The 7,505-nt window shown below is 34.5% G+C and carries 6 protein-coding genes and 3 pseudogenes; 6 read left to right on the top strand and 3 right to left on the bottom strand.

Going from position 1 to position 7,505, the window contains the following annotated elements; genetic code table 11:
* Nucleotides 1–575: 575 nt before the first annotated feature.
* Nucleotides 576–1,239 (bottom strand): TIGR01548 family HAD-type hydrolase (locus tag AFK68_RS18800; RefSeq protein WP_246844282.1); only part of this gene is annotated, 664 nt, incomplete at its 3' end.
* 78 nt (nucleotides 1,240–1,317) lie between these two features.
* Here AFK68_RS18800 and AFK68_RS18795 point away from each other — a divergent pair.
* A complete protein-coding gene (locus AFK68_RS18795) occupies nucleotides 1,318–1,623 on the top strand; it encodes a 30S ribosomal protein PSRP-3 (protein WP_094674097.1) in 306 nt (101 codons plus the stop codon).
* Between the two features lie 141 nt (nucleotides 1,624–1,764).
* Here AFK68_RS18795 and AFK68_RS42050 read toward each other — a convergent pair.
* Nucleotides 1,765–1,896, bottom strand: a pseudogene (locus AFK68_RS42050) (TIGR01548 family HAD-type hydrolase); the annotation flags it as partial.
* Nucleotides 1,897–2,899: 1,003 nt separating this feature from the next.
* On the opposite strand from AFK68_RS42050, the gene AFK68_RS18780 reads away from it, so the two are divergent.
* From AFK68_RS18780 to AFK68_RS18760, 5 genes and pseudogenes are all read left to right on the top strand, one after another.
* On the top strand, nucleotides 2,900–3,490 hold the full coding sequence (locus tag AFK68_RS18780; protein WP_246844283.1) for a class I SAM-dependent methyltransferase: 591 nt from the start codon (nucleotides 2,900–2,902) through the stop codon (nucleotides 3,488–3,490).
* Nucleotides 3,491–4,169: 679 nt separating this feature from the next.
* Nucleotides 4,170–4,661 (top strand): annotated as a pseudogene (locus AFK68_RS18775) (Uma2 family endonuclease); the annotation flags it as partial.
* A 1-nt stretch (nucleotide 4,662) separates the two neighbouring features.
* Nucleotides 4,663–4,956 (top strand): Uma2 family endonuclease (locus tag AFK68_RS18770; protein ID WP_210407494.1); only part of this gene is annotated, 294 nt, incomplete at its 5' end.
* A 215-nt stretch (nucleotides 4,957–5,171) separates the two neighbouring features.
* Nucleotides 5,172–5,576, top strand: a complete 405-nt coding sequence (locus AFK68_RS18765; RefSeq protein ID WP_094674089.1) for a hypothetical protein — start codon at nucleotides 5,172–5,174, stop codon at nucleotides 5,574–5,576.
* Nucleotides 5,577–5,734: 158 nt separating this feature from the next.
* Nucleotides 5,735–6,493: pseudogene (locus tag AFK68_RS18760) on the top strand (DNA cytosine methyltransferase); the annotation flags it as partial.
* Nucleotides 6,494–6,857: 364 nt separating this feature from the next.
* Here the strand turns inward: AFK68_RS18760 and AFK68_RS18755 are convergent.
* Nucleotides 6,858–7,334, bottom strand: a complete 477-nt coding sequence (locus AFK68_RS18755; RefSeq protein ID WP_094674087.1) for a hypothetical protein — start codon at nucleotides 7,332–7,334, stop codon at nucleotides 6,858–6,860.
* Nucleotides 7,335–7,505 lie beyond the last annotated feature (171 nt).

Below are 7,505 nucleotides of genomic sequence, written 5' to 3'. Positions count from 1 at the left end.
TTCTTTTGCCTTAAATAATTGCTGAACTTTCTGATAACTAAAGCCAACCTGACAGACTGGAGAATGACTCAAATCGGCAGATTTTAATTAAAAAACATCCGAAAAGGGGGAAGGGGGAAGGGGGAAGGAAGAAGCTTAAAAAAAAGGAAAAAGATTACATAAGTGTAGATATTTCGACAGCTTTTACACAAACGATACCAACGGACATGATATGAATTATTAATTACAGGACTTACGCAAAGGTACTATCTATAGAGTCACAAAACTATTGCGCCATAGTTTTAAACTCTATATATATGGTCTGGTGCGTAAGTCCTGAATTATTAATTATCAATTATTAATTAAATTACCGATCACTTCCCCAGACAACTCTTCAATATTATTCAAAACTACTTTTGCTCCTGCCTCCAATAATTTAGCAGTATAAACATTTTGCCTTTCCTTACTCTCCTGTACATGGGGAGGCAACACACCCACCCCAATCCAACTTCTTGACGGCATCTGTTTCCGAGCATTCTGCACGGTATACATATCTCCCACCGTATCCCCAACATAAATCACAGATAAATTTTCANCATGGGGAGGCAACACACCCACCCCAATCCAACTTCTTGACGGCATCTGTTTCCGAGCATTCTGCACGGTATACATATCTCCCACCGTATCCCCAACATAAATCACAGATAAATTTTCAGCCAAACCATCTTGTTTTTCCAACTGCTCCACTACTCCAAACAACCCAGTCGGGTCAGGTTTTCCCGGTGCATCCTCCATTGCCACTACAACAGGAGAACTCAACTCTAACTTTCCCTCCAAAACATAAGCAACTTCCCCTCGCATCGCTCCACTAAAAAATCCCCAAGACAAACCTGCTACGGTCAACTCCTCAAAATAACCAGAACTTACCAATAAAGGTTCCGAACAAATATAACCATTCCAGTTATCCTCATCTAAACCCCGATAACGAGACTGAAAAAAAGCTACTAACTTTTGATAATCTAAAACTACATCCTCCCGTTTTTGACCTTGCCTCTCAAAATAACGATAAACTAACTCCCGCGAAGCCTCCCAGTCATTATTCCAAATACCCTCAGATTTAAGTTGGTCAATATCTGCCAAAGTCGGAGAAAATGAGCCAGACGTACAATGCTCCACCGTATCAGCGATCGCCCTTCGATAAGACCCACCCACATCCCGAATCACGCCATCAATATCGAAAACCAAAATTGCTTTATTCATTATCAAATTTTTATGGTAAGATGAAATTTTGTGTGTCTAAAGTTTGAAAATTAGCCTAAAATTGGCTCAGGAGGTAAATTGTCCAAATTTATACTAAAAGTAGTCTGGTTAGACGATAATGTAGCACTTGCTGTAGATCAAGTGGTAGGAAATGGTACCAGTCCTTTAACTTGTTACTTTTTCTGGCCTCGGAATGATGCTTGGGAACAACTAAAAACGGAAATGGAAGCCAAGCATTGGATTTCTGAAGCAGATCGGGTGGATCTCCTGAATAAAGCTACTGAACTAATTAATTATTGGCAAGAAGAGGGTAGAAGACGACCACTTTCGGAAGCTCAGGCGAAATTTCCAGAACCAGAAATAGTTTTTGCAGGTACTAATTAATGAATTTAGAATGTAGAATTCAGAATTCAGAATTCAGAAGTTAATTTAGAATATTTAGAGGGTTAACTGAATAATTAGTAATTAATAATCAATTTAATGAATTTAGAATTCTGAATTTAGAATTCTGAATTTAGAAGTTANTGCCAAAGTCGGAGAAAATGAGCCAGACGTACAATGCTCCACCGTATCAGCGATCGCCCTTCGATAAGACCCACCCACATCCCGAATCACGCCATCAATATCGAAATTTAGAATGTAGAATTCAGAATTCAGAATTCAGAAGTTAATTTAGAATATTTAGAGGGTTAACTGAATAATTAGTAATTAATAATCAATTTAATGAATTTAGAATTCTGAATTTAGAATTCTGAATTTAGAAGTTAAATGAAGTCAGAAGTTAACCTAAAATATTAGAGGGTTAACTGAATAATTAGTAATTAATAATCAATAATTGAGTCTTATATGTCTGGGGAGAATTAATTAAGTCAGAAGTCAGAAGTTAAAATTAACTTAGAATATTATAGGACTAACTAAATTCTCCAGCCTAGACAATTATTAATTATTATTAATTAAGGCAGAATCTGCTAATGAACCAGGAACAGACATTACCAATAAGCGACCAACTGCCACTTGTAACTTCGCCAGATATTCTCAAAAAAGCTATTGTATATAAGCTTGATAGCTATATTTCAGGTCGTGGCGAGTTGGTGCTTCCTTGTCTGCCTGGTATGCTCGACTATTATATAAATATTGTAGAAAATTTATTCTCTCATCTGGGTAGACCAATGCCCACTGAAAGAAAATTACAATTACGTCAAATGATGGAAACGAGGTTGACAGAAGGGTTTAATACTTCTGCAACTTCAATGTTAGTTATTCAATATGAATTAGTGAAGCCTCCCAAAAAAGGTATAGCTTGTCAAGTAACTATTCGCACTCCAACTTTAGGAGAGCAGTATAAGTCTTGGATAGAGAAAAGAAAGCCTCCTTTATTTGGTTCTCATCCTGATACTAAGGTATTAGCAACTATAACAGAATTTGGTAAAAACGCTAGCTTGAAAATATTAGATGTGGGAGGAGGAACAGGTAGGAATGCTTTACCTTTGGCGCGAAAAGGTCATTATGTAGATGTTTTAGAGTTAACTCCTGCTTTTATTGAACAGTTANGTCTTGGATAGAGAAAAGAAAGCCTCCTTTATTTGGTTCTCATCCTGATACTAAGGTATTAGCAACTATAACAGAATTTGGTAAAAACGCTAGCTTGAAAATATTAGATGTGGGAGGAGGAACAGGTAGGAATGCTTTACCTTTGGCGCGAAAAGGTCATTATGTAGATGTTTTAGAGTTAACTCCTGCTTTTATTGAACAGTTACAAACAGCGATCGCTACAGAAAATTTATCAATGAATGTGATAGAGGGAGATATTCTTGAACCACTGACAAGGTTACGACCAGCTTTTTATCAGTTAGCGATCGCCACAGAAGTAGTATCTCATTTTCGGGATGTAGATGACTTACGGTTATTTCTAGCAAAAATGTCTGATGTTATTTGTTCTGGTGGTTTACTTTTATTCAATATATTTTTGACAGTAGATGAATATGTGCCAGATAAATTAGTGCGAGATATGGCGCAGTTATGTTGGTCAAGTTTGTTTACTTTTGATGAGTTAACAACAGCGATGGAAGATTTACCCTTGGCGATGGTTTCTAATGAGTTAGTTATAGAATATGAACGTCAACATTTACCAGAAACAGCATGGCCTCCCACAAGTTGGTTTGAAAGTTGGGCGACTGGTAGAGATGTGTTTCCCTTAGCTAATGGTAAACCACCTCTAGAGTTAAGGTGGATATTATGTCAGCGGGTATAGCAAACCATCAATGGGAGTTTTCAGCTTTTGTAAGCAGATCTTTTTTTACTTGCTCAATAAGTAATTTATTTATTCTCCTTGTTGTAAAATAAGCGGTAATCTATCTTCACCCCGGCAATATTAGGATATTTCAAAGCCATGAGGAATGCCATCAGAGTAGCAATTGATGAAATGATTAATTCCATGCATTGTTTTGATGGGGGGTTTATTGAATTTTTACTACTGACTAAGGTTAGACAATTTTCATTGCTTAGACAACAGATTTAGCTCTAACTAGCCAAGCAGAAATAACTAGAAACATTACGATAACTAATATCTGATATTGTATCATTCCAGTAATTACTCGAAGAAACTTTTATATATTTTTCGGCATAATTTTTAATTGATAATTACCTCTCCCTTTTAGGGAGAGGTAAGACACAAAGGGGGAAAAAATTTATTTTTTTTCCCCTTGAAAGNCCGAAAAGTTATAATAGAGAACTGAAGCAAAGATAAACTGAAAAAAATAATGCTAAAAACCCTTGAATTTGACGACTAAAACTTTCGTGAATGAGACTTTAGTCAAAAAGACAAAAATGAAAATATATAGGAGTTTTTATTACAAAGAAACTTTGCTTTAAAGGCAGAGGGAAATAGAATATATTCGGTAAAATTAACCGAAAAATAGGAAGCAAAAATTATGGAAATACCCACAATATATTTACCACCAGTATTAGAATTAAAACTCAATCTTACAGAAGAACAATTTTGGCAACTATGTCGCGATAATGACGATTTAAGATTTGAACAAACGGCAAATGGAGAATTAATTATCATGTCACCCACTGGCAGTAGTACAGGTAAAATTAATGCTGATTTAATCTATCAACTAATGGCTTGGAGTCGTCAAAATAATTTAGGGGAAGTATTTGATTCTAATAGTGGCTTTTTGCTGCTTAACGGAGCTAAACGTTCACCGGATGCTTCTTGGATAAAACAAGAACGTTGGGATGCTTTGACATCAGAAGAGCAAATTTATCTTGCTCCTATATGTCCTGATTTTTTAATTGAATTAATGTCACCAACTGATTCACTCTTAAAAACAAGAGAAAAAATGCAAGAGTATATCGAAAATGGCGCTGAATTAGGTTGGTTAATTAATCGCAAACAACAGCAAATAGAAATTTATCGTNAAACAAGAACGTTGGGATGCTTTGACATCAGAAGAGCAAATTTATCTTGCTCCTATATGTCCTGATTTTTTAATTGAATTAATGTCACCAACTGATTCACTCTTAAAAACAAGAGAAAAAATGCAAGAGTATATCGAAAATGGCGCTGAATTAGGTTGGTTAATTAATCGCAAACAACAGCAAATAGAAATTTATCGTCAAGGTCAAGAAGTAGAAATATTAGACAATCCAAAGACAGTATCAGGAGAAAATATTTTACCTGGATTTATTTTAGATTTAACAACAATTTTGTAAATAATAATAGAACTTTTTAGCATAGTAATATCAATTAAACCAATAGAAATATGACCAAATAAATAAGGTCTCAAGCCTCCCCTTTTAATTGGATAAAAAAGAAAATAAGGAATAAGCGAAAGTTCAATGTAAGTTCCCTACAAAATATTGAATAACTTTTTCTACCTGAAAAAGATAGGATGATCAATCAAATGTAAATCTAGAAAGTTTGCCTAATGTCAATACCATCACCCCATCAAGGTTGGAATATTACTGAAGAACAAAGAGAAATTTATAGACAACGTTCAAAAGCATCTAGTCGTGCTAAAAAGCAAGCTTTAAATGGAGAAGGGAAAAAACCCATACATCCTATCAATATCCCTAATCTAAATCCTGAAAAGTTAATGCCACAAATTCCTAAAAATAGATGGCGAACTCTCTCCTTATTTAGTGGAGGTGGTGGTCTTGACCTTGGTTTTGACCGAGCAGGTTTTACTCATATTTCCTCCTACGATATTCTTGTAGAAGCTGGTAATACTTTGCGCAATCTTAGACCACAGTGGCAAATTTTTTCAGGTGAAAAAGGAGATGTCATTTCAGTGATCAGTTATCAGTTATCAGTTATCAGTACCTCCTATTGAAGCATCCGGATTAAAATACTAAAGTTTATTCTTTTCATCCCCTCAAAAGGCGAGGCTTTAGACCTTATTTTTTGGTTATAAAAGTAGATTTGCGTTCTGATTATGGCTCAGTTGATATTATCCATGATGGTCTACTTTTTTAGGTTTTTTCTGTTGCTGGTCGTCAAAAATATAAGGAAGATAATCGCCATATGTTCCCCGAATTTATTCGCGCTGTATTAGAAATTAAACCTCTAATATTTGTGGCAGAAAATGTTACTGCATTGATAAGTAAAAAGTTCGGCAAATATGTTTAAGAAGTTATTGAATCTCCTTTAGCTCCTCACTATAAAATCACAAAATTTATTTTAAATGCTCCAGATTTTGGCATTCCTCAAATTAGAAAGCGAGTCTTTTTTGTCGGTTTTCAGGATGAAAAATATTTAGCTAAATATCAACCTCCTCAGCCTACGCATTATTGGCATCATTTACCAACAAATCAATGTACAAAACCAATTCAACTAAATCTTTTCGATAATTGTAAAACTCCAGAAAAATTACAACGTTGTATGGGAACTCGTGAAGCTTTAGGATTACCAAATATTCGATTTGATGCTTTATCACCTACTCTCAGAAGTGGATTAACTGGACCCCGCCATACTACCTCTATTTTAAGTAGTGTTTCTGCACAAAAAGTTTGGGGAAAATTACATATTTGGCCGAACGGAGTAGCTGAAAATCGTGAAAAAGCACATTTATTTGTAGCCCAAAATAATCATTTTCGGTTGTCTGTTCCTGACTGTGGAATTCTCCAAGGTTTTCCTGAGTCTTGGAAATTTTCTGGTGCAGTTTATCAAGCATTAGGTCAAATTGGTAATGCTGTACCACCTCCTATGGCTTATCAAATAGCATTATCTATTTTAGGGAATAGGGAATAGGGAATAGGGAGAAGTAATTGATAAATTTATGGAGAATAATTAATTTTTTCTGGATTTTTGAAGAGGTCTAATGGTAAAGTATTTTGTTGAATAGTTTCCGTTATAAGTTCTCTTAAACGTTGACCATAAAGTGATAATTAATAACTAATAACTTATATAGCAATATGAAATGATTTGTGAGAAAAAATTGTAGGGCTTTGGTCTCCAAATCCCTTGATGCTTGGGTTTGGAAACCAAACCCCTACGATAAAATCTTACAACCTATTTAGGATTGCTATAACTAATAACTAATAACTAAGAACTGATAACTGAAATGACATCTATCTCTTAAAATTGAAAGCATTCTTTCAGGAGAGTAGCCAAATTATAAATCCATTTTATTTCGGTATTCTTGGATTGTGTATTGTCTTTTTTGCAGATTCTGAGCATCTTCGACTGTATAAACTTCTTTTTCCACAACAATTTCATATAGTAAAGATATGCTAATTAACTCTGGTATTAATTGAGCAAGTTTATAATCTGATACAACATAATCTGATTTTTCACTAATCCAAGGAGCCATCATTTCAGGGGAAGCATACAAGCAATATTTTAGGGTTTTACCACCTTTTTCATAGAAACCAAATAACCAATGTTTTCCCCTCCATTTTTTAATATGTTCCGGTCCAAAATCTCTAACTGTAGTTACAGAAGTCTTTGTAGTTGATTTTAATTCAAAAGGAATTTTAAGTTGATTTAAAGTCAAGATTGCATCTGTACCACTGCGACTTAAATTGACTGGTCTTTCTAAGTTAAATAACTGGATAAGTTCATTTTCTCGACTATCATCTTGTACTGTCATTAATTAACAATTGGCAGAAATAATTAATTTGATAAATATAATGAATTTTAGTAAGTAGAAAAATACAAAAAAACACAAGTATGTAAGGCAGTCAAATCATCAAAACCATCTTCCATATTACTTTTTGCCTCTAGCATGAATGACTGTGATAAAGATAATTTTTCATACCCA

The organism is Hydrocoleum sp. CS-953 (assembly GCF_002260545.1).
In the GTDB taxonomy this organism is placed as follows: Bacteria; Cyanobacteriota; Cyanobacteriia; order Cyanobacteriales; family Microcoleaceae; genus Trichodesmium.
The sequence above is the reverse complement of the archived record's forward strand: the minus strand, read 5'-3'. Positions and strand labels throughout refer to the sequence as shown.

Excerpts from the sequence above, each read along its gene's own strand:
- AFK68_RS18755 (WP_094674087.1), bottom strand. The coding sequence starts at position 7,334 with ATGACAGTACAAGATGATAGTCGAGAAAATGAACTTATCCAGTTATTT.
- AFK68_RS18765 (WP_094674089.1), top strand. The coding sequence starts at position 5,172 with ATGTCAATACCATCACCCCATCAAGGTTGGAATATTACTGAAGAACAA.